Origin of the sequence: Clostridioides sp. ZZV15-6388, from assembly GCF_020657755.1 — a bacterium.
GTDB lineage: Bacteria > Bacillota > Clostridia > Peptostreptococcales > Peptostreptococcaceae > Clostridioides.
Genome location: NZ_JAGWCU010000005.1, coordinates 159501 through 183518, shown reverse-complemented (window position 1 = coordinate 183518; position 24018 = coordinate 159501). Strand labels below are relative to the sequence as shown.

The window sequence follows — 24018 nt, the reverse complement described above, 5'->3', positions numbered from 1 at the left end:
CTAAATGCCAAATATTCTCTCATCTAGTTAGACACAGATAGTTTCTTTTCTAATAATCCAACTAATCTTGATAGAGTAAATGTTATAACAAAGTAAATTGCCGCTGCTACTATTAATGGCTCTAATGCTCTGAATGCTGCATTTTTTACTATGTCAGCAGTACGCATTATTTCAACAACTCCTATTACAGATATTATTGAAGATTCTTTTACAAGTGTAATAAACTCATTTGCTAATGAAGGTAGTATATTTTTTATAGCTTGAGGTATTATTATATATCTCATAGTTGACCAGTAGTTTAATCCTAATGATCTACTTGCTTCCATTTGCCCATTATCAACTGATTGTATACCTGATCTCAGTATCTCTGCCACATATGCACCAGAGTTTACTGACAATGCAAATGCACTAGCTATAAATTCACTTGGTATACCAAATAACATAGGGAATCTTATTCCTAACTGAGGTAAGCCAAACCATACTATATATATCTGTACTAATAATGGTGTCCCTCTTAAAATTTCAATATATATTGATGATATTGCTCTTAATGCTTTATTCTTTGATATTTTTGCCATACAGATAATTATACCTATTATAAATCCAAAGCATAATGCCACAAGAGAAATTCCTACTGTCACACCTGTTCCTTCCAAAAAAGAAGTCCCAAATTTACTTAAAAAACTAAAATCTAAACTCATAATTTCATCTCCCACATAACTTTCTTACTAATTTGAAGCAGCTTCAGTAGATGCTTCATTTAAAAATTCTTCTATTTTTTTACCATCTTGTAATTCTTTTATCTTTTTATTTAATAATTCTATAAAGTCTTTGTTATTATCAGCTTTTTTGATTGCTGCTGCCATACCTTCTGTTACATCTTTACCAACTTCAGTGTTTGCCATTTTTATTCCATCATATTTCTTAACATTTATTAAAGAAACTGCTTCATTAGTAACAACTGCATCTATATTCCCATTTTTTAATTCTGTAATTAAGTCAGGTATTGCTTTTAAAGATTTTGTAGTTGTCATTTTTAGAGTATTAACTACATATTCTTCCTGAATACTTCCTGCCTGTACTCCTACTCTAAGCTTTTTCAAATCGTCTTCAGTTTTTACCTTGTCTATATCTGCATCTTTCACTATAACTGCATTTCTACTTAAATAATATAATTCTGAGAAATCAACACTCTTTTCTCTTTCTGGTGTTGGAGACATACCTGCAAGAACGATATCAACTTGGTCTGCATTTAAAGCACCTATTAATCCATCAAATGACATATCTTTAATTTCAACCTTTACACCAAGTTCCTTTGCAAATTCTTCAGCCAACATTACATCGAATCCTTTTATTGAATCTTTACCATCCACTACTTTATGAAATTCAAATGGTGGGAATTCTGCACTAGTACCTACAACCAATTTTCCACTTTCTTTTATTTGCTCTAATTTTGTTTTTTCTTCTCCACCACTACATCCTACTAGTGATAATGTTAATCCTAATACTAATCCTAAACTTAATAATTTTTTAAATACTTTCATTTTAACTACCCCTCTCTTTTAATTATAATTTTCCCTCAAATTTTTAATACTTTAATGTTTCGAGTTACAAAAAAAGTCCCTCAGTCTTTAATGACTAAGAGACGACTTTACCGCGTTACCACTCTTATTGATAAATACTTATACAACCTTCAAAATTTGTGAATTTTAGCTTTTATAGCTAAAAGGATATTTTAATTTTAAAATCAAAAAAGTCCCTTAGCTTTACAGCTAAGAGACGAATTATATCCGCGTTACCACTCTTTTTGATAAGTAAGTACTTATCCTCTCAATCCCTTAAGGCGGGCAAACCAATTATCATACTAACTAAAACTTCTGATAATTTCCTCCAGAGCTCTCTTCACATAGACTTCATTGCTAGGCTTACACCAACCCCTAACTCGCTGTAAATCCATGTATGCTACTTTCTCTATCACTGGATTTGTTTCCTTAAATTGTTAATACAATTGTACTTCCTTCTAATATTTTTGTCAATAAGTTTTTTATTTTTTTAATAATTTTATTTTCTAAAATTCAGATATTGTATTACATGCTTATTGTATTATCCATATATTTATAAATAATGTATTTCTTATTTATTTCTGTTTTTTAGGAAATTACAGATAATATACTTCTTATTTTTTCAACTACTTAAATGCTTATAAATAATATCTTTCTGTTTATTTCCATTGCTTAAATACTTATAAATGATATTTTTCTATTTCATTTCCATTGCTTAAATACTTATAAATGATATATCTTATCCTTACTAAATTTTATATACTAAGTTAAATAATATGGATTATATTCTTCAATAAACATGTTTTCAAATCTAAAGTTCGCTCTCTATCTTTAAACTTTATCGTAAACATGATTCCATCTTTTTTTATTATTTCGCCTTCGTGAAATTTTTTATGGTATACTTTATCACCAACACCAATACTATCAATTTCTTTTTTAGTTGGAGATTTTATATCATCAATAAACAGTGATTTATCAACTTTTTTACCATATTTATTTAAAGTAGAACTTATACATAATTTTTCTTCAGCTCTTGTAATAGCTACATACATAAGTCTTCTTTCTTCTTCTAATTGTTCCTCTTTTTTTTCTTCCTTACAAATATCATATGATTTTTCATGAGGTATTGTTCCTTCATTTGCACCTATAATATAGACATTCCTAAATTCTAATCCTTTTGCACTATGCATAGTTGTAAATATAACACCATCAGTCTGTTTATTCTTATTATTTTCCATTAGCTCTGTCTTTACTCTCTCAATATGGTCTAAAAACTCTGTCACTGTATTAAAATTTGTAGCAGAACTCTCAAGCTCATTTAATATCTCTACAAGCCCATTAGTCTTTATCTTTCTATTGCTACAGTAATCCAGAACATATCTATCATAATCAAGACTAGTTCTAATATAAGATATTGCGTTTTTAGGATTTAAAGTATTCAAATAACTCAAGTCTATCTCCAAATCTGTTATTGTTTTGACTTGTTTGGGATGAAGGTTACATTTGTTTATTAGTGCTGTTACAAAATCTTTTTCATCTTTAACCATATTTACACTATCTTTAGATATATATCTAAATGGCTTATTTATAATTCTTAACCAATCTTTATTTGATTTTGGATTAATACCTATTCTTAAATATGCTAGTATATCCTGACTTGCCCAGTGGTCATATATTGTAATTACTGAGTCTTTTACTACAAATGGAATTCTCATATCCATAAATACATCTACTAAGGCTCTTGATTGTATATTAGTTCTATAAATTACTGCAAAATCTGAATACTCTACATAATCCTTTTTTATTTCGTCAATTATTTCCTTGGCAATATGTAAAGCTTCTTCCTCTGAATCATATGGAGAAATATAACTCACAATGCCTCCCTTGCCTTGACTACATTTAATAACTTTTTCATATCTATTTCTATTTTTTTCTATAAGCCTGTTTGCAGTATTTACTATTTCATTTTTAGACCTATAATTTACATCCAGCACTATTTTTTTAGTATTATTAAAATATTTTTCAAATTCAAGCAAAAAATCTGGTCTAGCTCCTCTAAAACCATATATACTTTGGTCCTCATCTCCAACCGCAAATATATTGTTTAATGGATTACAAATTAACTTTAAAACCTCAAATTGCACTTTATTTATATCTTGAAATTCATCTATCAATATGTATTTATATACATTTCTAACCATTTCTAAGGCTGATTTATTATTCAAAAGCAAATAATAAGTCTTTATAAGCATATCATCAAAATCAATCTTATTAACTTTTGATTTTTGCTCTTCATATAAATTATATACTTTTAAAAACTCATCTTTTGTCAACACTTCTGAACTAAATTCATTCTTATCCATAAGTTCATTTTTTACATAAGATATTTCATTTATAACTTGTCCTATATTTTCATCATCATCTGCATTTTCTATATTTAGACTTTTTAATATTGCCTTTATTGTTATCCTCTTTGACTTTTCATCAAATATACTATCTAAATTGTATCTTTCAAAATACCTCAAAATCTTAAAAAACACAGAATGAAAAGTACCATATGTTACTTTATTGAATCTTATATCATCACTTAAACTTAATGCTCTATTTTTCATTTCTACTGAGGATGCTTTGGTAAAACTTATTGCCAATATTCTTGCTGGTGCTATATTTTTGTTTACTACCATATTAGCTATTCTATATGTAATTACCCTAGTCTTACCTGAACCAGGCCCTGCAAGTATCATGCAAGGCCCATCTATATGTTCAACTGCTTCTAGTTGATTTTCATTTAACTGTCTTATATCTATATTTGTTGTGATTATTACATCCACCACCTTAATTTATAATCATCTTATTTTCTTTTTTAATTATAAACTAAAAGTATCCTTAAAATACATTTAATTTTTCTTCTATTAAACTATATCATCTCTATTTTCATAACATAACTTGAGTTCCTGTTTAATTTTATCACTTATATCTTGAGGAACAAATTCTGGTTTACCAACGTAATATCCTTGAATATAATCTATTCCAATAGCTACTAATGCCTCCATTTCACTTTTGGTTTCTACACCTTCTGCTATAACTTTAATATTTCTTTCTTTAGAATATGAAATAAGATTTTTTAGTATTTTTTTCCTGTCTTCATCTTTGTCAATACCTCTTACAATAGACATATCAATCTTCACATAATTTGGCATTATATACAATAATACAGCATCACCATTGTAACCTGTTCCAAAATCATCTAGAGCAATTTCTATATTCCAATTATTTATATATACTTTCTTTTTATCAATAAAATCTTCACTAATCTTATCATTCTCTGTTATTTCTAACACTACCCTATTTAGATAATTACCATATAAATCTTCTATTTCTTCAAAATCAACTTTCGATAAATTATTATTTGGTATAGAGTTTAAGAATAATTTACACACTCCAAATTTTTCCCTATATCTCTTAAAAGATTTAAGTGCTTTGAACCATGTGATACGTTCAATTTGATATAATTTAGACTGTGAACGAGCTAATCTAATAACATCCATTGGAGAACTAAAAGTTTCCATTTTTGGTCTCATAAGTGCTTCATATGCAAATACTTCACCTTTACAATCCACAATAGGCTGAAATGCATATTCAACCAATTGACCATCAATTAATTTATTTAACTCTTCTCTATTATGCAACAAGAATGAATCTTTATTATATATATTAATATCAAATTCACTTACTTCGCCTTTAATTGTATTTTTAATTTGATACATAGCAAAATCTGCATATTTCATTAGTTCATCATAGTTAGTTGAATCGCTAGGATACCAAGAAATTCCTGCTGATGCTCTTATTTTAAATTCTGTTCCATCATGAAGCTTTAATAAGGTATTATTCATCTGTGTCTTAACAGAGTTAATAATAGTTCTTATGCTATCTTTACTTTCATACCCATATATGAATACATAAAACTCATCTCCTGAAAGTCTAGAAACTATACCATTCCATGATATAAACTTTTTAAGTATATCTGCTGCACATCTAATATATTCATCACCAGCATCATGGCCATAGGTGTCATTAATATATTTTAAATTATCTAAATCCCACATTATAAATGCAGCTATTTTAAGCTCTTCTTTGTTTTCAAATTTTTCTCGTACTTGTGAATAAAAAGCTCTCCTGTTTAGAAGATTTGTTAAAATATCAAAATCTCTTTCATACTCAATTTTCATTTTCTCAATAAACTCTTTTGTAACATCAACAACAACACCTAATATCTTTAAGTCATCTTCAACAAGATTTAATCTTATCCACTTAGACGTTTTATCTTTAGACTCAAATTTATATATATATATATTTTCTGTCTTATAATTTTTCTGTAAATATGTATCCATTTCCTTCATTTTTTTTAAAAATTTACTTTTCGATATATATCCATATTCTTGAAATTCATCTTCTGTAGCAAATATACTAAAAAATCCTTTTGTGCAAAAAACATTATCTCCATTTTTATATAATTCAAAAGCTCCAATTGGCATATCTGCCATTTCAATAATTTGTGATAATTTTGATGAGGAATCTGCAACATTTGCACTAAGTAGCTCTATAGCTGAAGATAATTCATCTATTTCAGATATATTTATTTTATCAAGATTTACTGGTTTTGATGGATTACTATTTCTAACTTTATTAACCAAAAGAACAATTGGTTTTGTAAACAATCTTGAAGCAATATAAATACCTATAAGCCCTATCACTAAGGAAACTGCAACAGACACTATTACCAAGGTTTCCACTCTTTTTGAAAAACACAATAAACTTTTTTCTTCAATAATTCCCAAAAGAGCCCAACGCTCATTTTCAAATGGAGTATTGGAATTGTATAAATCTAAATATTGTACACTAGCATAAGTACTTTCTTTAATTTTACCATCATCTTCATTTTTGACTTTATATACATTTTTATAAGATTCTTTTTGCTCAAGGTTGGAATGTAAACCATCCCAAAATTTTTCTTTAAATGTATACCCATTTGAAACAACATTTTCAAATGCCAAATCATCATTTCTATCTACACCTAAAATATAATTACCTTTTTTATTCTCATTTATCTCCCCATATGGAAGTAACTCTCTTAAATAATTTATACCTAAATCTATTCCAAGTACTCCATATACAGTTCCATCTTCATAAATAAGAGGAACTGAATATGTTATAACTCTATCTCCTGCATTTGTTAATAAAAACTGACTTCCCCAATATCCTAAATTAGAACTTGATGTATTTGGATTATCAATTGCAGCTCTAAATGGTTTATAAAAGAAATTATCTCCTTTTCGTTCATTTTCACTTTTAAAGAAAAACTTTGGAGCCCAATAACTATCCATAGATATTCCAAAATTTCTTGCTATCTCTGAAGAGCCTCTTTCAATTAGTAAATCAGAATTATCATTAGGATTAAATTTAGGGTCTAAATCTCTTATATACAATCCTGTCCTACTTATTTCATCTTTACTATTTATTGAATCATCTTCAATATCTTTGTTATTTAAAATTATGAAAGAACCTGTAACAGAATTTTTTCTCAAAAGATATATTAAATCTTTTGATATATTTTTTATAATTTCTTTATTAATTTCTTCGTTGATACCCACATCTTTAATTGAGGCATTATTTTCATCTAAAACCTTTTTTACAGATGAGTTAATAGCTAGTTCTGTCTCGCTTGTCTTTGACCATCTTTGTAACATCTCATTTTGTATATAATTTTTACGATTAATTACTCTTTCATTTAAAATGTCAAATGAATTGTCATTTAGTTTTTTAATAGTTCCTCCCCATAAAATTGTGGCACAAAATAAACTTGTTTGAATTAGCATAACAATAATTAGAGGAAATATCATCTTTTTCATTATTGAGTTATTCTTTTTTAGATTATTTTCCATATTTATTCCACCCATACCTTTGTGCATTTTGGTACACGTTGCCAATTCACCTACTCTTTTACAGCATTTTCAAGCTCAGTCTTAAAATTCAAAAACCATTCTGAAAAATTTTCATCATTATTAAATTGTGCTACTGCATTCTCTTTAGAGGTTCCATTTTTTATTAATTCATTTATTTTCTTTAAATCTCCTTTGGCCTTATCAATCATTGAATACTCAAGGATTTGTCTGGCTTTTGTCCCACCATCAAATGCTTTATTAGTGTACAACTTACAACTATTAATTTGTTCAATAGATGAAACAATTGAACTTTCAACTTTACTTGATACCTTTAAATCATCTTTATTCATGACATCCTTTATAACATTCAAATCATTGGTTTTTTTCTTTACTGGTAAGTATCCAGAAGCAATAGAGAATTTTATATTAGACTCTTTATCTGTAAACCATTTTAAAAATTCTACTGATGCATATTCTTCTTCTTTAGTAGATTTTGTTACAGCCATTCCTGCCCCTTGTTGTACAGCATATTTTTCTTTATCTTTAAAACGTGGAGCTTGAAATACAGACGTCTCAATTTTATAACTCTCATTATCATTTAACATTACTTCATCTGGAAAATATGATGCTCCTGAGCTAGACCCAACAAGAGCTAGTATATCTCCTGTTTTTGCATCATCAGAACGGAATTTACCATAAGATGCAAAATATCCATTTATATATGGGACATAAAAATTATCCCATAATTTTTTCATAACCTTTTCATCAAGATTTAGTGTAACTTTTCCATCTTTCACCGAAAAAATTTCTACTCCTAACTGCTTACTTCCTATAATAATATAATTTGCTAGAGCATCTCTTCCAAAAAATGCTTTACCATCATTAGGCTCTTTTGTTAAACTATCTGTCCATTCATAGTATTTCTTTGATGTCTCTACTAATCCTTCAATTGTTTGTATATCATTTATATTTGAATTTGTTGCTTTGGCAAACTTATCCCAATCTGTCTTATTTAACATCAAAATCTCAGTAGACTTTGCAATCGGAAAAAGCTTAAATTTGTTATCAGAATTTAGTCTACCCTCATCTACATATTCTTCTATATACTCATTTAATTCATCTTTACTTATGTACTTGCCAATATCTACTAATAGTTCTAATTTATCCATTTCATATGCAGTATCTGAGTATGCTGCAAAAATATTTGGAACCTCTTCAGAACCAACCTTTTTATTAGCAGAATCTAACACCTTTTCAGATAAATCAACTACATTTCCCTGACTAAACGCTTCAACAATAATTCCTTTTTCAGCACCTACAGTGTCATTAAATTCCTTAACTAGCTTATCAAACGCCATTTTTTGCTGTCCATTATAATAATGCCAAATTTCTATTGATGTCGGATTTTCTGGATCTAGTTTATAGCTCTCTTCCTTTTTCAAATCACACCCTGTAAGTAATAAAACAATCATTGATGTGATAATTAATTTTACAAATCCATTCCTATTCATAAAATCGACTCCTTCAAATGTATAAGATTTATTATAGCATTAAAACCGTAACTTAATTACTTATATTAATTATAAAATATTTACTGATATATTTAAATAGGACTAACAGTATATTTAAAAGCAACTAGAAAACAAATGATTACAAATATTGAAAATATACCTTTAGCATAATTCTTCTCTCTAAATGCACCAAATGATACCAGACCTTGTTGAATAGCCACTGTAATTACTAAAAGTGTCATTATTATATTAAGCTGAACTAACTTAAACAGATAAAGTAAAGAAAATATTACTAAAAGAATACATAATACAATACTAGATTTATTAATAATAGCAGTAATCTTATCTTCTTTTTTATGTTGTTTATTAGATTCTTTTAACTTCTCTTTATTTAAAGTTTCAACCTTTTTATTATACCTTGCCCTTGTTTTATCTTTATATTTTGTGTTTTTATTCTTATTACCCATTTATTTACTCACCTTTGATATCAATTTTAAAATTGAGTCCTTTCATAATTTAAATATTATATATTTAAGATACCATATATTCTCACAAAAAGGTAACTTACTAACCATCTATTTTTAATTTTCGCATAAAAAAGCTATCCCTGTATTAGAAATAATTCTGTATTGAGATAGCATATTTAACTATTTATTTTCTCCAACATTTTCTACATCATCGAACTTACTATCAACCAAGACTATATCAACTCTTCTGTTTTTTGATTTGCCATCTGGAGATGAATTATCAGCTATTGGTCTGAATTCACCATATCCTACAGCAGACAACTTATCTGGTGCAATACCTGCACTATCAATAAGAAGTTGGACAACATTGGTTGCTCTCATGACTGATAAATCCCAATTAGATTTAAATTCAGAATTTTTTATAGATAGGTTATCTGTGTGACCTTCTACTCTTATATAACTATTCATTTCATTTAACATCTTACCTATTTGAATAATCTTATCTCTAGAATCATTTATTATAACAGCTTTTCCAGTATCAAATAAGATAGTATCTTTAAGGCTTATTACTAGTCCTCTATCTTGAGCTTTTAATGATACCGAATTTGCCAATCCACTTTCATTTAAATAATTTTGAATATTTTCAGCAACTTCTTTAAACTCAGGATTTTGTAAACTATCTAGATTATTATTGTTTGGGTCAACTACTGGTTCTATTTTACTTTGTCCACCTTCAATAACTCCAGAAGAACCACCAAATGCAGAACTTAAAGATTGAGATAATTGTTTATATTTCTCTGCATCGACATTACTCATAGAATACATTATGACAAAGAAAATCATAAGTAATGTTATGAGGTCGGAATAAGTTAAAAGCCATCGCTCATTATTTTCTTCTTTTTCGTCTTCATCATGTAACATAAATATTCCATCCTTTTATATTATTCAACTCTACCATCAGCTTCTCCAAGTTCAATTAATTCTTTTGAATTTAAAAATATCTTTAATTTTTCTGTCATTAAATTAGAATTATCGCCCTCAAGTATAGATAGTATCGCTTCTATCACTAAAAGTCTTTCATTAGTTTCTTGTTGATTTATAGCTTTAAGCTTTGATGCTATTGGTAACCAAATTAAATTGGCGGAACCAACACCATATAAAGTAGCTAAAAACGCTACAGATATCTGAGGTCCAAGTGCATCTGGATTACTCGAAAGGTTTCCTAAAATATGTACTAATCCCATAACTGTACCTATGATTCCCAGTGTAGGTGCATACCCTCCTGCTGAATCGAATATTGCTATTCCTTCTTTATGTCTTTTTGATGTTATCTGTATCTGAGATTCTAATATGTTTCTTATTGTAGCTGCATCAACGCCGTCTACCATAAGCTCAAGACCTTTTCTAATAAATGGGTCCAATTCATCATTTTCGCTTATTTCTTTATCAATACTAAGAAGACCTTCTTTTCTAGCTTTGATTGCAATTTCTTTAAAATAAACTATGTTTTCTATATTATTAGGCTTTTTATTTTTAAAGGCTAACAACATTATCTTTATGGATTTTTTGAACACAGGAAATGGTGTTGAAGCACCAACAGCCCCTATAGTTCCACCAAAAACAACAAGTGCCGATGAGAATACAAATAATGCTCCAATGTGTCCCCCATCAATAACGAAAGCAACCACTAAAGATGCTATTCCCACTATAAAGAAAATTAAAGTTGTCATATATTCCCTCCTTTCTTTAATCATGTCTGCTAGGTTGTTTTTATTAATAGACATTACAAAAAGACTATCTTCAACAAGAATAGCCTTTGATAATTGGCGGAGAAGGAGGGATTCGAACCCTCGCACCGGTTACCCAGCCTAATCCCTTAGCAGGGGATCCTCTTGAGCCACTTGAGTACTTCTCCGTATTTCTATGCAATTAAATTATATAATAAAATTATATTTTAGTCAATTAATTTATGAAATTTAAGGTATTTTAAGTCATTAAATATCTATTTTCACTTTTTTACTTAAATGTAAGTTTGAAATATGGTAAAATTATCTTGCATAACGCTTATAATATTATTTAATAAATCTACACACATTAACATATAGACATAAATCCTTAATTCATCATAAGTTATGCTTAAAACTAAAATAATATTAATCCAAGGAGGATTTTCCATGTTACCACAGGAAAGATATGAGAAAATTTTAAGTATTCTCGAATCAGATAATATAATTAAAATAAATGACATAGTCCAAATGTTTGATATATCAATAGAAACAGCTCGAAGAGACTTAGCACATATGGAAAGTATTGGACTTTTAAAAAGAGTTTATGGTGGTGCTATACCAGTTATAGCAAGTAGCGTAGAACTTAACTATGTTAAAAGAAAAAAGATAAATTCAAATGATAAAAAACAAATTGCTCTTAAATGTAGTGAACTTATAAACACAAATGACACTATTTTCATGGATACTGGAACTACTGTCCTTGAAGTTGCAAAAAATTTAAAAGACAAAAAAAACTTAACTGTAATAACTAACTCAATTTTGGTTGCAAATGAACTTATGAATACTAATATAAAAGTATATGTACTTGGTGGATATCTTAGAGAAACTGAAGGTTCTTTTTCTGGACCACTTACATTAGCAGCAATTGAACAATTTAATGTTGATAAGGCAATTTTAGGTGCTGGAGGTATTACACTTGAAAATGGTATTTCTGACTATCATTTAGAAGAATCACTTGTTCGAAAAAAAATGATTGAAAGGTCTAGAAAGTCAATAGTAGTTGTTGAGCCACCTAAGTTTGGAATAAATTCATTTGCTTCAGTTGCTCCTATAGAACATATAGATACTATTATTACATCTGCTAGTATAGACCACGATATAATTATAGAATTTTCTCAAAAAGGAATACCTTTAGTCATCGCTGATAATTAGTTTGTATTATTGATTTTTAATTCCTTATAAAATATCATTGATTAAAGTTAAGGAGCCAAATAATTATTTATTTAGCTCCATTTATACCTAAACTATACTGTGCCTTTGCTATGTCACTATGTCTTTTTTCATTTTACTACTTTGCTCTTCTTCTGCTGTTAAATCTTTTGTCATTACCATAGCAAGTGCAATCGCCAATACTCCACCAACTAACTTTCCAATTACAACAGGTGTAATCATCTCTGGAACTACTCCTGCTGTAAATCCTAGATGATCACCTAGTGCTGCTGTTGCACAGACTAACCATGCAGTATTTACTACTTTTCCTTTTGGGCTCATGTCTTTCATCATTTTATACACTGGAATACTATTAGCTAAAGTGAAAACTAATCCTGCTGCACTTGTTGCATCCATACCTAATTTTCCACCTACTGCTGTAAGTGGCTTATTTAAAACTTTAACTACTAAATGTAGTATAGGAAAAGTACCCAACAATACTATTGCAATACTTCCAATTACTTGAATACCTTCTCTTATAGGTGTCATTCCTTTTATAAGTACTATACCTGTTATTTCTTGAAATGCTGCTGCACCTAATCCTATCGTTATCAATATAGATATAATTTTTCCAAAAACTAAAGACCCCTTTATCATAAGTGTTGAATTTACTTTCAAACCTATTGCTAATAGTACTGCTAATATTATTACTGGCACCATATTTATAATCACCATTGATAAATTAAATCCTGCTATCACTCCTCCTACAATCCCTCCAAAAGGTATTGTTATTAATCCTATTAATAACCCTTTTGCAAAAAATGGTCTGTCTTCATATTCTATAAGACCTAGTCCTACTGGGATTGAAAATACAAGTGTACATCCAAGCATTGACGATACAACTAATCCTGCAAGCATCCCTGCTTCTTTATTGTGTGCAAGTTCCATCGCTAATGGATACCCTCCCATATCATTTGCTAATATAGTTGCAAACATAGATGGGTCTGCTCCACATAAATTGAATATCGGTATTATTACAGGGCCTAATACATTTGAGATAACTGGAGCTAGACATACTATACCAACCATCCCTAAGGCTAGTGGGCCCATTGAATTAAAGCCTTCTTCAAATTGTTCACCAAGCCCAATTTTATTTCCAATTATCCTATCTAATGCTCCTAAAAGCACCCCTACAGCCATTATATATAATATAACTTTATCAAAGGGCATATTTAATTCCTCCTATACATGTAAATACTATGTTGTACTTTAATTAGCACACATCTTTCTGGTATCGTTTTCCCAATTCATAGCTCTTTTTACTGCTTGATTCCATCCAAGCAAAATTTCTTCTCTTTTTTGTTTGGTCATATTTGGAGTGTATTTTTTGCTTATTGTAAACTCATTTCTAATTTCATCAATACTATTCCAAACACCACAGGAAAGACCTGCCATATATCCTACTCCAAGCACTGTTGTCTCAGGATTTTCTGCAATTTCAATTGGTATATCTAATATATCGGATTGAAACTGCATTGTAAAATTATTTTTTGTAATTCCGCCATCCACTCTTAGCATTTTTATATCTTTTCCCGAAGCTAAATTCATAGAGTCAACGACATCTTTAACCTGAAGTGCAACAGATTCAAGAGTAGCTCTTACTATATGTTCTTTTTTAGTACTTCCTGTTATACCAACCATTGTACCTCTTGCATATTGGTCCCAATAAGGCGCTGCAATCCCTGCAAATGCTGGAACAAAATATACACCACCAGTACTTGGTATTGAGTTAGCCATATCATCAGTTTCTGAGTAATTTTTTATAACTCCAATTCCATCTCTAAGCCACTGTATTGCAGCACCTGCTATATAGACTCCACCATCATAAGCATATGTAATTTTGTCTCCTATTTTCCAGGCAACAGTTGTTAATATACCATTCCCCGCTATATTCAGCTCTTCACCTATATTCATATATAAGAAACATCCTGTTCCATAAGTATTTTTAACCATACCTGGCTCAAAGCATCCATTTCCAAATAGAGCTGCTGGCTGGTCAACCATTGAAGCAGTAATTTTTATTGATACACCACAAAATGCCTCTTTATCTGTAGTCCCAAAATCACCGCTTGTAGGCATTATATCTGCTAAAATACTTCTAGGAACTCCTATAATATCAAGTAATTCTCTATCCCAATCCATATCTCTTATATTAAAAAGCATGGTTCTTGCTGCTGTAGAAACATCAGTTAAAAAAGACTTTCCTCCTGTCATTTTCCAAATTAACCAGCTATCTAATGTTCCTGCGAGAACTTCTCCATTTTTGATTTTTTCTTTTACACCTTTTACATTATGTATTATCCACTTAATTTTTGTCCCTGAAAAATAAGGGTCTATGATTAGTCCTGTTTTATCTATTATCTTATTTTCCAATCCTGGTATGTTCTTTAAATTTTCAACATAATCATAGGTTCTTCTGCACTGCCATACTATTGCATTGTATAGTGGCATACCTGTATTTTTATCCCATAGCATTACTGTTTCACCTTGATTATCTATACCTATTCCCTTTATATCACTTTCGTCTATTCCACTTTTAAAAGCTTGTTGTAGTACATTATTACTTACAGTTTTTGTGTTATTCCAAATTTCTATAGGGTCATGTTCGACGTATCCAGATTGTGGATAGATTTGAGTATGTTCCATATAATCACTAAAAACAAACTCTGATTTTTCATTTATTAATACTGCTCTTGTTCCTGTTGTTCCTTGATCAATTGCTAATACATATTTCACTTTAAACGTCCCCCTTTATTTTCAGAATTAATAGACTTTTTATTATTTTTTGAATATAAAATCTATTTAACTTATTTATATTCTATATCATTTTGGGGATTTATACAATATTTATTACAATATTTTTTGTATTTTTTACTTTTTTTGATTGTTAAAGTATTTTAATTAAAATATTATTGCAATATTATTAATTATATTCTATAATCTAGTTAAATTAACACATAAACTTTTAATATCCGCACATAAACAGTCATTCTAAAATTTAAATTAAACTTTAAGGGGGATTTGCAATGAAAAAAACATATCTATTTAGTCCTGGGCCAGTAATGGTTACAGATAGGGTTAGAAATTCACTTCTTCACTATGATATATGTCATAGAGGAAATGAATTCATGAATTTATTTAAAGATACACAGCAAAAAATCAGTAAATTATATAATGCAACTTATGATTATTATTCTCTAGTTGTATCTGGCTCTGGAACATCTGTAAATGAATGTGTATTATCTTCTATATTTGACAAAGAAGATGCTGCTTTATTAGTTAGTAATGGTGTATTTGGAGAAAGGCTAGAAGAAATATTATCTGCTTATAGTGTTAAAACCTACAAGCCAGACTTTAAATGGGCTGAATATCCAGACTTAGATATTTTAGAAAAGTACTTACTTGAAAATCCTGACATAAAAGTAATTGCTATGGTATTTCATGAGACTAGTTCAGGAATGATAAATCCTGTGCCTGAATTAGGAAAACTTGCAAAAAAATATAACAAAATATTTTTTGTTGATGCAATAAGTGCATCTGCTGGTGAATACATTGATGTTGATGAGTTTAATATAGATATAATAACAGGTGTTGGTGGTAAAGCCCTTGGAGCATTTCCAGGCTCTGCATACCTTTGTGCTAAAGAAAGCGTTTTACAAAATATTAAAGAAAGTCAATGTAAAAATGTGTATCTTAGCCTTTACAAACATTATAAGCTTGCAAAATCATCTTCTCAAACACCAAATACACCTAATGTCACTTTAATATTTGCCCTTAATGAAGCTTTAACTGAATTTTTAGAAGATGACAGTAAGATAGAAAGATATAAAGAATGTTCTGCTATTTTAAGAAATGGTATGGAAGAACTAGGTCTAACATTTTTACTTCCAGATAAGTATATGTCTAATACTGTTACGTCTGTATTTCTTCCTAAAGAAATCGATATGAATAGATTTATATTAGAACTAGAAGAAGAAAATGGTTATGTGGTATATCCAGGAAAAGGTAAATTTCTAGATGATAATATGTTCCAAGTTGCAAATATGGGAGAAATTTATCCAGACGATTGTTATAAATTCCTTGATATTTTAAAATCAAAACTAGAAATTAAAAAGGCTATATAAATATCTAAAGACCATAAACAAAAAAACTATATAAATATCTAAAGTTAAACTAGATTATAGCCTGTAAATAACAGCTATCTATAAATAGTCACTCTATATAAACATATTCAAAAATATACTTGAACATTAAATATAGGCAAATGTTGTTTTATATTTTTTTATAAGGGTGAACTCTAATATGTAAAGTTCACCCCTATATTAAAAATTTATTTTTATACAATTCTTTTTATATTTAACTCTTTTTATACTTGATTCTTTTATATTTTTGATACAATTCGGCTATTTAAATGCACAGATTATTATAAGTTTAAAATCTATACATAACACTATATACTTTTAAATTTAGTTCTTTTTTATTAAATACTTTAAATATTACTTTTCAAGCTCATCAAAGTAATTATATACAATGACTTCACCTGTTTCTTTATCTGTTGTCTTTATAATCCCTTTAGCTCCATTTACCTCTTCTTTTGTGAATTCATCATTTAGTACAACTTTAAATTTATCTTCCTTTCCATATCCCTGTTGAAACTCAGCCCTTAAAACTACATTTTTTTCAGCTTTTGGTTTTAATTCGAATTCAATTCCTGATTTCATTTCATCAAAATAATTTAAAACTACAACTTCATTATTCATTTTATTAGTTGTCTTTATAATCCCTTTAGCTCCATTTACTTCTTCTTTTGTAAATTCATCATCTAATACGACTTTGAATTCATCTTCCTTTCCATACTCTTCTTGAAATTCTTTTTTCATTTCACTGTACTTAATCTCAAATTCTTCACTCCTGTTTAATTCCATAGCTGATACATTTATCAATGACGTCCCAATAGCTATTATTGTCAATGCCATGACCATACCAGTTTTTAATTTTTTTAACTTCATATTTTACCTCCTAAATTAAATGTTCTTAGTGAAATTATATAAATAAAAATCTAATTTTTACAGTTTCATTCTTGTAACTAAAATTACTATTATGTAACCAAACTTTTTAATTTAACTCTTCCTTAAAACCTGCCTTTTTAGGGAATAGTTGAATTAAAAAAATAAAATTTTTAATTACTCTAATATTGTATTTATTGAACTTAATAAACTTTGTTTTTAATAAAATAAAATTTATCATATGTCTCAAACCTACTTATTTACTAAAAATACTACATTCAAAAAACTAATCTCACTATGTATTTCATTGATAGTTTACTTATTTTTGACTTATAAAATCATATAATCAATATCCAAATAAATTAGTTGAAAATTCAAAAAATACATACCCCTATTTAGTATATATTTTTATATATTAAAAAAAAGTTTTAAATAAAGTTATATTTTTTACAACAGTTTTGTAATTAAAAACATGTTGAAGCTAAAATTAAATGTACTATATACTATAAATATGTCGACAAAATAAATTTATAAAGGAGAAAAACAGGTGAGAAAAAATTTACTAATAGCAATATTGTCAGTTGTTTTAGTGTTATCAAGCATGCTTACAATCTTTGCATATTCAACTATTAAAGATAATAACAGATTAGTATACTCAAACATGATAGATAAAAAGACACAAAATCAAGTAAAAAATGTATTAGAAGAAAATAGAGTAGATAAGAAAGATATTGATATTTTTATTAAATCAGTTAGGAGCTACAACAAACTTCAAATTAAAATACTTCAAGACAATGTAAATATATCTAAGTCTGGATATAGTTCAATTAACACAAAGCAGGTTCCATATAATTTAGATAAATTACAAGATAACTGGATGGAAAAGTTTCCTAACTATATGGATGTAAATTGCAGAATAACAGCTTTTAGACTTTTTAAAGATTTCATAAACTCAAAAGAGAAGTTTACTGGAGATTCTATCGATTTAAGTATTGATTTAGATACTATAATGAATAATAGAGATGCAAAATTTAGCTCAAAGGATGTAGAAAAATTTATTAACTTTTTTTCTGCAATACCAACTCAAGACACAGATGATATAAATAAAAATGCAGAACAAATAAAAAAAGAATGGAAAAAAAGAAAAATATCTTTTAAAGATAATAAAAATATGTCTATTATAAGTGGATTTCTTCGTTATCCAGAAACTAAAAATGTATTTATAGGTCATACAGGTATATGTATCAAGACTGATAAAGATATTTTATTTATGGAAAAATATGGTTATACATCCCCTTACCAAGTTACTAAGTTCAAAAGTAAAAAAGATGTGAAAAATTATATGTTCAATAGATTAAAGATGTCAGAAGGAGATGTAGAATTACTAGACCCAATAATAATGGAAAATGATAAACTTATGCAGTAATATTTCTAAACATTAAAATTATCTTTATGATTGTTAAGATAAGTAAAAGTAGGCTAATATCAACGAAAAAATATTAATTGTGAAACTCTAATACTGAACAAATCTATAGATATTTTCTAATTTAACAAAAAGACTGTAAGTAGATTTATTTTACATAAATCTACTTACAGTCTTTTAAATAAATACTTTGAAAATATAAATTATCATAACTTTAAGATTATAATATATACATCTTTAGCCTATATCATAATTATTTATTTCTTCTGCACAGTGAGAATCTGAGCCCAAAACCAATGGAATATCATATTTTTTTGCTAATTCTAATAAGTATCCATCTACATAAGGCTCTTTACAGTATTTTTTTCTGTTTCCAGAAACATTGTAGTCAAGTTCATATCCTTTTTCTTTAACTAACTTTATTAATTCTTCAAGAACTTTATTTCCTTCATAATCATATGGAAATACTTGATTAAACTTTCTAACTAAATTTAAATGACCTATTCTCTTTGGTTTATATGTACCTAAGTCTGCATTTACAGCTTTTATTAATGCTTCATAATATTTATTATAAACAGCTTCAATGCTTCCAAGCTTATCAATCAGATTTTGAAACGCTTCTACACTATAGTCTACACAACAATAATCACCATCAATTTTAATTATATGTACTGATAATAGAGAATCCTCTAATTCATCACCATATTTATCTAAATTGTTTTTTATGCCTTCTTCATAACCTTCAAGAAAATCTACTTCCGCTCCTACATTTATCTTAATTTTCCCCTCATATTTTTGCTTAAAATTTTTAACATCATTAAGGTAATTTGATAAATTTTCAAGATTCATGCAACTATCATTTTCGGGTGCAGGGTCTTTAAATCCCTCTGGATATGGAAAATGCTCTGTAAATGTCATTTCTGTTAGACCAACATCAATTGCCCTTTGTATATATTTTTCAAAATCATCCTTACTTCCATGAGGACAATAAGGTGAATGTATATGACCATCTTTCATAACTAATGCTCTCCTTTTATTAAATTGAACTACTCCTCCTTAACTGCCTTCAGTAACTTTTAAAGGCGAAGATATATTAAATAACTTAGTCTATAATAAATTTCCTCATTAAAGTATAGTACATACTCATTAGAAATTTCAATAATTAAATATCAATAAAACATAAAAAATCGCCTATATCAAAATATATAAGCGATTTTAACAATCATATTTACATATGTTTTTTAGCCTCTAATAACATTTTATTTGCTTCTTCCATACACTCTATAGCTTTTTCAATACTCTTTGCAGTCTCTTCTTTTCCAATAGCTCTTGCCTTTTCTACCCACTCTCTAAATCCTTCTTCATGAGTCTCATTGTGATTTATCCAATGTACTAAAAGTATTTTTAAAGTTTTCTCATCTTTAGACTCTGATGATTCTTCATGATTATGTTCATGGTCGTGGTCATGAGCATGGTCGTGTGGATGTTCGTGACATATATCTCCATGAGTATGTTCATGGCAATGGTCGTCATGGTCATGGTGCCCATGGTGGTATCTTACAATCTCTTTATCAAACATCATTAGTTATTCCCCCTGTTATTTTATATTAAATTCTTTTTTTATAACATTAACAGAATCTTTTACAAGTAGTGCTAATGGTTTACCTTCTAATCCAACTAACTCTATATTTTCTGGCATAATAGGTAAAAGTATCTTAAGTGCCTCACTATCTGCAATAGCTTCACTTATATTACAAGTGACTTCCCCCATCATAGAATTAGGTATTATTACAGAAATAGGTGCAACTATTATATTGGCTTTTCTAGCTGATACTACTATAGCATTTTCCCCTGTAGCTCCTTTATTAGCGTGAGCCTTCATCATAGAACTAGTTGCTATAGAATTAGTTCCTAGTGCATAAATTTCTACATATGTAGGTAATTCTTCTCTCAAAGAAGAAACTATCTGGGCTCCTATACCTCCACCCATTCCATCTATCACTGCTATTATCATATGAAATTCCCCTATTAATTAATTTTCTTGTATTATTATCTTATGGTCCATCAATCTTATTTCTTTGATTATTCCATCTATTATTTTTTGTTCTCCTAATAAATCAGTTAAATAAATCTTTCCATCACAAGGGTCTATATTAACCACATTTTCCATAACCTTTTCTAATTCATTGTTATTTTTACAAATGAAAGCTGATGATTCACACATATAAATCTCCTCCTAATATGATTTTTATTAAAAATCAAAAAAAGACTTCCTCAGGTATTTCAATACACCAAAGAAACCTTCATGATTTCAATTTTCGTATATTATTATACCTTAAGTATATCACTTTAATTTGCCTAAAGTCAATTAAAGTTAACGCTTTTTATTATACTCTTCATCCTTGTATTTTTTATATAATTCTTCAGCTAATTGCTTTTCATAATCAGTCAATTCTTCTTCTACAAACTCAACATTAAATTGACTAGCCAGTCCTTTTATTAGATTAGCTTGTAGAGTATCTATGTCTATTTTTTTACCAATTTCATTCTCTATTCCACTGGCCTTTTTAGCTGTAAATTTCATTGCTCTTTCCTTTAGTTCTGGTGTTTTAGTCTTTATTAATTTAAACAATTTTTCTACATCAAAATCCATTATTATTGAACCATGCTGTAACAAAACACCATCTTTTCTACTTTGAGCACTTCCAATAACCTTTTTATTATTAATAGTAACTTCATATGATGCATGTGCATTAAAGCATGCAGCTGATAAATTTTCTCTACCTATTCTCTCTCCACTATTTAAGTTATCTGTTTCTATACCACTTAAATTCAATCCTCTAACTAAACCTTCACTTATATATCTATAAGATAGATTTATACTTTTATCAATTAAAGGATTATCTTCTCCTATAATTATACTATAAGTTAGCTCATTATCATGTAATACAGCTCTTCCTCCTGTGATTCTTCTGACATAGTCTATATTCATGCACTTACACTTATCCAAAGCTACCTCATCTTCAAGTTTTTGAAAATATCCTACACTCAAGCAAGCTGGCTTCCAAGTGTAAAATCTAAGTGTTGGCTTCACACAGCCTTTTTTATATGCAGTGAATATAGCTTCATCAATTGCCATATTCATTGCACCATCATATGATTTATTATGTATAACTCTCCACTGATTCATGATTATTACGCCCCAATCTTTAGTATAAATATATTCAAGAAATCATTTACAGATTTAGTTCTCTTATAGACAAATCTATCTCATCTTGATTTAAAGGTCTTGAATAATTATATATAGTACTTCCTGGTCTTTCATTATAATACGGTCTATTACAATCCTTACAGCCTCTTATTTCAAAAGGGTAACCCCTGTTTATATCTGATACAATATCATCATCGAGTTTTATATTCTCTAAGTATCCATTTTTAAATTCAAAGCATTCTTGTGAATAACCTTTATTTACCATATAGGACATTAGCTGTACCCTTCTGTAACTTTCTATATTTGGTTGACTTATTTTTTCCATTTTAGTTCCTCTAACTGGAGTAAATGCAAATAAACTAATAGTTATATTGTTCTTCTTTAAATAAGTATATAGGTTGTATATGTCTTCATGACTTTCTCCCATACCAACAATTATATGTGTGCTGATTTTATTAGGATATAACTTTGACATTTTTGTTATAAAATTCAATTTTTCATCATAATTATATCCTTTTATTTTTTCATATAATTCCTTATTTGCTACATCTATCGCTATTCCTATTTTATCTACTCCAGCAGAAAAAAACTTATTTATTTCTTCATTACTTTCTAACTTTGCAGACAATGAAATAGGCATATCTATTTTACCATTTATATAATTTATAAAATCTAAGACGGATTTATGTGCCTCTTCACTTGCCATTGATTGTATACATATTCTCTTTATATTCTTTCCCTTATATGCTCTCAAAGCATCCAGTATTTCCTCTTTAGAATACTCTGGCCAAACTACTCTTGATAATTTATCTTTTCTAGTACTGCTTTCTATTGATTGAGAACAAAAACTACATTTGTTTATACATTTTTCCCCAATCATTATATATGCTGTAGTAGGAGGTATATCGCTTTTTTTATTTAATATTCCAAGTTCTATTGCTGTCCCTGATGATAATCTAATCATAAAACGCAACACTCCTTACATTCAGTTATTGTCATATTCATATCTATAGCCTTGTTCTTAGCAGATTTTGATGGCAGAACTATTTTATTAACTCCACACATTATAGCTAATTGGTCTAACTCTTTTCTATATACGCCTCTAGGTCTCATACAACCTAAGTTAATCTCTGTATTTGGTAAACTAATTCTCGCTTCACATAAAACATCTGCTACTTCTTCCAACTTAGGAGGTTCTACATTTTCATATTCAGTACCTTTCGTGGGAATAAGAACTATAAATGTCAGTTTATTAGGAGGATTTTTTTGTAAGTATTCTATAATCTCATACTCACCTTTTACTTTTCCTCCTTTTAAACCAATACATATATGTGGTGCTACTTCTGTATTTTCTCTTATTGTATTGTAAGTTTTAATATAATCTTCTTTGCTTTTATCCATTTTATAAACTTCTTTTATAGTTTCTTTATCAAATACCAAGTCGAAAGAAACTATATCTAAATACTTACATAATTCTATAATACTCTCTTTATCCATAAGCCCTAAATGAGCATTTAATCTGTAGCCTTGTTCCTTTAATTCTTTAATGGTCTGTATATGGGTATTTATTGGGACATCACCTTCATAACTACAACCACCACTTAATAAAAAACTAGTTATATTTCTTGATTTAACTTTTTCTTCATAATCCTCAATTGGTATCATATTTTCTAAATAGTGACCATTACAATGAGCACATTTAAGACTACACTTATTACTTGTCGTACTAAGAGCTAGTGTCTGATTAGGATAAGCAAACTCTATCTCATTTTCGAAATTACTTAATTTAATGTCAAACGCAGTTCTCATTTTTTCAGACAAATCCTTATACATAATTTAATCCTCTACAGTTATGTTTTTATGTTTTACTTCTCTATCTATGCATTTATATTTTGATATT

At 28.4% G+C, this 24018-nt stretch carries 21 protein-coding genes, 1 tRNA gene and 1 other annotated feature; of the genes, 3 read left to right on the top strand and 19 right to left on the bottom strand.

All coding sequences use genetic code 11. The features are described 5' to 3' along the window. Positions 1-23: 23 nt before the first annotated feature. From KGF48_RS05310 to KGF48_RS05270, 9 genes are all read right to left on the bottom strand, one after another. Positions 24-701 carry an amino acid ABC transporter permease gene (locus KGF48_RS05310; RefSeq protein ID WP_227839039.1) on the bottom strand — a complete coding sequence of 226 codons (678 nt, stop codon included), beginning with the start codon at positions 699-701 and terminating at the stop codon, positions 24-26. A 27-nt stretch (positions 702-728) separates the two neighbouring features. After that, complete coding sequence (locus tag KGF48_RS05305) at positions 729-1544, bottom strand: transporter substrate-binding domain-containing protein (RefSeq protein ID WP_227839040.1); 816 nt, start codon at positions 1542-1544, stop codon at positions 729-731. A gap of 228 nt (positions 1545-1772) precedes the next feature. Further along, positions 1773-1987: a binding site (T-box leader), on the bottom strand. A 342-nt stretch (positions 1988-2329) separates the two neighbouring features. After that, positions 2330-4396, bottom strand: a complete 2067-nt coding sequence (locus KGF48_RS05300) for an ATP-dependent helicase (RefSeq protein WP_227839041.1) — start codon at positions 4394-4396, stop codon at positions 2330-2332. A gap of 78 nt (positions 4397-4474) precedes the next feature. Continuing rightward, on the bottom strand, positions 4475-7504 hold the full coding sequence (locus KGF48_RS05295; protein WP_227839042.1) for an EAL domain-containing protein: 3030 nt from the start codon (positions 7502-7504) through the stop codon (positions 4475-4477). Positions 7505-7554: 50 nt separating this feature from the next. Next, positions 7555-9015 carry an extracellular solute-binding protein gene (locus KGF48_RS05290; RefSeq protein WP_227867809.1) on the bottom strand — a complete coding sequence of 487 codons (1461 nt, stop codon included), beginning with the start codon at positions 9013-9015 and terminating at the stop codon, positions 7555-7557. A gap of 92 nt (positions 9016-9107) precedes the next feature. Then, entirely contained in the window at positions 9108-9482 is a 375-nt protein-coding gene (locus tag KGF48_RS05285) for a hypothetical protein (RefSeq protein WP_227839044.1), read from the bottom strand. Positions 9483-9662: 180 nt separating this feature from the next. After that, positions 9663-10403 carry a flagellar motor protein MotB gene (locus KGF48_RS05280; protein WP_227839045.1) on the bottom strand — a complete coding sequence of 247 codons (741 nt, stop codon included), beginning with the start codon at positions 10401-10403 and terminating at the stop codon, positions 9663-9665. Between the two features lie 20 nt (positions 10404-10423). Then, positions 10424-11212, bottom strand: coding sequence for a flagellar motor protein (locus KGF48_RS05275; protein WP_227829489.1), 789 nt, complete (start codon positions 11210-11212; stop codon positions 10424-10426). A 94-nt stretch (positions 11213-11306) separates the two neighbouring features. Continuing rightward, positions 11307-11397: transfer RNA gene (locus KGF48_RS05270), tRNA-Ser, on the bottom strand. A 259-nt stretch (positions 11398-11656) separates the two neighbouring features. On the opposite strand from KGF48_RS05270, the gene KGF48_RS05265 reads away from it, so the two are divergent. Further along, positions 11657-12421 carry a DeoR/GlpR family DNA-binding transcription regulator gene (locus KGF48_RS05265; RefSeq protein WP_227829488.1) on the top strand — a complete coding sequence of 255 codons (765 nt, stop codon included), beginning with the start codon at positions 11657-11659 and terminating at the stop codon, positions 12419-12421. 108 nt (positions 12422-12529) lie between these two features. On the opposite strand, the gene KGF48_RS05260 is transcribed toward KGF48_RS05265, so the two are convergent. Together KGF48_RS05260 and glpK are read right to left on the bottom strand one after the other, a co-directional pair. Continuing rightward, positions 12530-13648: an ethanolamine utilization protein EutH gene (locus KGF48_RS05260; protein ID WP_227867808.1), complete on the bottom strand. Its 1119-nt coding sequence runs from the start codon at positions 13646-13648 to the stop codon at positions 12530-12532. 39 nt (positions 13649-13687) lie between these two features. Beyond that, positions 13688-15214, bottom strand: a complete 1527-nt coding sequence (glpK, locus tag KGF48_RS05255) for a glycerol kinase GlpK (protein ID WP_227839046.1) — start codon at positions 15212-15214, stop codon at positions 13688-13690. Between the two features lie 290 nt (positions 15215-15504). On the opposite strand from glpK, the gene KGF48_RS05250 reads away from it, so the two are divergent. After that, positions 15505-16602, top strand: a complete 1098-nt coding sequence (locus tag KGF48_RS05250) for an aminotransferase class V-fold PLP-dependent enzyme (protein WP_227867807.1) — start codon at positions 15505-15507, stop codon at positions 16600-16602. A 372-nt stretch (positions 16603-16974) separates the two neighbouring features. Here the strand turns inward: KGF48_RS05250 and KGF48_RS05245 are convergent, their stop codons facing one another. After that, entirely contained in the window at positions 16975-17487 is a 513-nt protein-coding gene (locus KGF48_RS05245; RefSeq protein WP_227867806.1) for a hypothetical protein, read from the bottom strand. 544 nt (positions 17488-18031) lie between these two features. Between KGF48_RS05245 and KGF48_RS05240 the strand changes: the two genes are divergently transcribed. After that, on the top strand, positions 18032-18910 hold the full coding sequence (locus KGF48_RS05240; RefSeq protein WP_227867805.1) for a DUF4300 family protein: 879 nt from the start codon (positions 18032-18034) through the stop codon (positions 18908-18910). Positions 18911-19144: 234 nt separating this feature from the next. Here the strand turns inward: KGF48_RS05240 and hisJ are convergent, their stop codons facing one another. From hisJ to KGF48_RS05205, 7 genes are all read right to left on the bottom strand, one after another. Next, entirely contained in the window at positions 19145-19924 is a 780-nt protein-coding gene (gene hisJ, locus KGF48_RS05235; RefSeq protein WP_227839050.1) for a histidinol-phosphatase HisJ, read from the bottom strand. A gap of 211 nt (positions 19925-20135) precedes the next feature. Beyond that, positions 20136-20489, bottom strand: coding sequence for a zinc transporter (locus tag KGF48_RS05230; RefSeq protein ID WP_227839051.1), 354 nt, complete (start codon positions 20487-20489; stop codon positions 20136-20138). A 15-nt stretch (positions 20490-20504) separates the two neighbouring features. Next, positions 20505-20921, bottom strand: a complete 417-nt coding sequence (locus tag KGF48_RS05225; RefSeq protein ID WP_227433437.1) for a DUF3842 family protein — start codon at positions 20919-20921, stop codon at positions 20505-20507. Positions 20922-20939: 18 nt separating this feature from the next. Further along, positions 20940-21131: a CooT family nickel-binding protein gene (locus KGF48_RS05220; protein ID WP_227433438.1), complete on the bottom strand. Its 192-nt coding sequence runs from the start codon at positions 21129-21131 to the stop codon at positions 20940-20942. A 150-nt stretch (positions 21132-21281) separates the two neighbouring features. Beyond that, positions 21282-22097 (bottom strand): lipoate--protein ligase family protein, encoded by an 816-nt coding sequence (locus KGF48_RS05215; protein WP_227839052.1) that lies wholly within the window; start codon positions 22095-22097, stop codon positions 21282-21284. A 46-nt stretch (positions 22098-22143) separates the two neighbouring features. Continuing rightward, positions 22144-23082 carry a radical SAM protein gene (locus KGF48_RS05210; protein WP_227839053.1) on the bottom strand — a complete coding sequence of 313 codons (939 nt, stop codon included), beginning with the start codon at positions 23080-23082 and terminating at the stop codon, positions 22144-22146. Further along, positions 23079-23951: a radical SAM protein gene (locus KGF48_RS05205; RefSeq protein WP_227839054.1), complete on the bottom strand. Its 873-nt coding sequence runs from the start codon at positions 23949-23951 to the stop codon at positions 23079-23081. Before KGF48_RS05205 ends, KGF48_RS05210 begins: the two co-directional genes overlap by 4 nt. Positions 23952-24018 lie beyond the last annotated feature (67 nt).

What these genes read in the sequence shown, in the direction of transcription:
- KGF48_RS05310 (WP_227839039.1), bottom strand. Translation starts at nt 701, where the DNA reads ATGAGTTTAGATTTTAGTTTTTTAAGTAAATTTGGGACTTCTTTTTTG.
- KGF48_RS05305 (WP_227839040.1), bottom strand. Translation starts at nt 1,544, where the DNA reads ATGAAAGTATTTAAAAAATTATTAAGTTTAGGATTAGTATTAGGATTA.
- KGF48_RS05295 (WP_227839042.1), bottom strand. Translation starts at nt 7,504, where the DNA reads ATGGAAAATAATCTAAAAAAGAATAACTCAATAATGAAAAAGATGATA.
- KGF48_RS05290 (WP_227867809.1), bottom strand. Translation starts at nt 9,015, where the DNA reads ATGAATAGGAATGGATTTGTAAAATTAATTATCACATCAATGATTGTT.
- KGF48_RS05285 (WP_227839044.1), bottom strand. Translation starts at nt 9,482, where the DNA reads ATGGGTAATAAGAATAAAAACACAAAATATAAAGATAAAACAAGGGCA.
- KGF48_RS05280 (WP_227839045.1), bottom strand. Translation starts at nt 10,403, where the DNA reads ATGTTACATGATGAAGACGAAAAAGAAGAAAATAATGAGCGATGGCTT.
- KGF48_RS05275 (WP_227829489.1), bottom strand. Translation starts at nt 11,212, where the DNA reads ATGACAACTTTAATTTTCTTTATAGTGGGAATAGCATCTTTAGTGGTT.
- KGF48_RS05265 (WP_227829488.1), top strand. Translation starts at nt 11,657, where the DNA reads ATGTTACCACAGGAAAGATATGAGAAAATTTTAAGTATTCTCGAATCA.
- KGF48_RS05260 (WP_227867808.1), bottom strand. Translation starts at nt 13,648, where the DNA reads ATGCCCTTTGATAAAGTTATATTATATATAATGGCTGTAGGGGTGCTT.
- KGF48_RS05250 (WP_227867807.1), top strand. Translation starts at nt 15,505, where the DNA reads ATGAAAAAAACATATCTATTTAGTCCTGGGCCAGTAATGGTTACAGAT.
- KGF48_RS05245 (WP_227867806.1), bottom strand. Translation starts at nt 17,487, where the DNA reads ATGAAGTTAAAAAAATTAAAAACTGGTATGGTCATGGCATTGACAATA.
- hisJ (WP_227839050.1), bottom strand. Translation starts at nt 19,924, where the DNA reads ATGAAAGATGGTCATATACATTCACCTTATTGTCCTCATGGAAGTAAG.
- KGF48_RS05230 (WP_227839051.1), bottom strand. Translation starts at nt 20,489, where the DNA reads ATGATGTTTGATAAAGAGATTGTAAGATACCACCATGGGCACCATGAC.
- KGF48_RS05225 (WP_227433437.1), bottom strand. Translation starts at nt 20,921, where the DNA reads ATGATAATAGCAGTGATAGATGGAATGGGTGGAGGTATAGGAGCCCAG.
- KGF48_RS05220 (WP_227433438.1), bottom strand. Translation starts at nt 21,131, where the DNA reads ATGTGTGAATCATCAGCTTTCATTTGTAAAAATAACAATGAATTAGAA.
- KGF48_RS05215 (WP_227839052.1), bottom strand. Translation starts at nt 22,097, where the DNA reads ATGAATCAGTGGAGAGTTATACATAATAAATCATATGATGGTGCAATG.
- KGF48_RS05210 (WP_227839053.1), bottom strand. Translation starts at nt 23,082, where the DNA reads ATGATTAGATTATCATCAGGGACAGCAATAGAACTTGGAATATTAAAT.
- KGF48_RS05205 (WP_227839054.1), bottom strand. Translation starts at nt 23,951, where the DNA reads ATGTATAAGGATTTGTCTGAAAAAATGAGAACTGCGTTTGACATTAAA.